This window comes from Candidatus Aquicultor secundus (genome assembly GCF_002791875.1).
Classification (GTDB): domain Bacteria; phylum Actinomycetota; class Aquicultoria; order Aquicultorales; family Aquicultoraceae; genus Aquicultor_A; species Aquicultor_A secundus.
This window is the reverse complement of sequence record NZ_PFNG01000268.1, coordinates 531-1137: the sequence shown is the minus strand read 5'-3', so window position 1 is coordinate 1137 and position 607 is coordinate 531. Positions and strand designations below refer to the sequence as shown.

Here is a 607-nt window from a genome sequence, read left to right as displayed (position 1 = left end):
ATCCTCCGGATTGAATTTTGTTTGGCGCGCTCAGTGCCGCACCGCAGCATCGTGGCCGTAGGCCAGGTCGTAGGAGCCTTTCCAGTTCGTACTGTCACTTGTAGCGGTATCCGTTGCAGCATTATTGCTGGTTACAGTCTGGTTCCTCAGAGCACGGTCCTCGCTAAAGAGCGGGGCCTGTACCGTGTGGAGACCACCGTTACCATCGTGGCAGTCGGTGCAGAACTCATCAGCGATAAGCGACTTGCAGAACGGGTTACGGACGTTGTTGCCGTAGTCTGAACTCGGCGCTGCAAACCCAAACATGTTGGTGAAGTCCTGGATGCTTGCGCTACCGATCGGGTTGTTCCAATCGGTCGGCTGCTTGTTGACAGGATACGCCGTGTTGGTGCTGAACTCGTTAAGAACCTGGTCAACATTATCCAGAATCTCATCGCCCGGGTTAAGGGTAATCGTATTTGTATTGTCCTGAACTAAATCACCCCAGTACATACCGCTATCCCTACCACCGACATAGTGGCCGTCAACCCAAGTATTGGGCTCTTGCGTCATGTTAGATAGCTGCTGGTAGACCTTGATTCCATTAACGGTCTCAGTGGTCTGTGCG

At 53.0% G+C, this 607-nt stretch carries 1 protein-coding gene; it reads right to left on the bottom strand.

Features of this window, described 5'->3' with window-relative positions; genetic code table 11:
- Nucleotides 1–30: 30 nt before the first annotated feature.
- Nucleotides 31–607 (bottom strand): hypothetical protein (locus COY37_RS11290; RefSeq protein WP_286977639.1); only part of this gene is annotated, 577 nt, incomplete at its 5' end.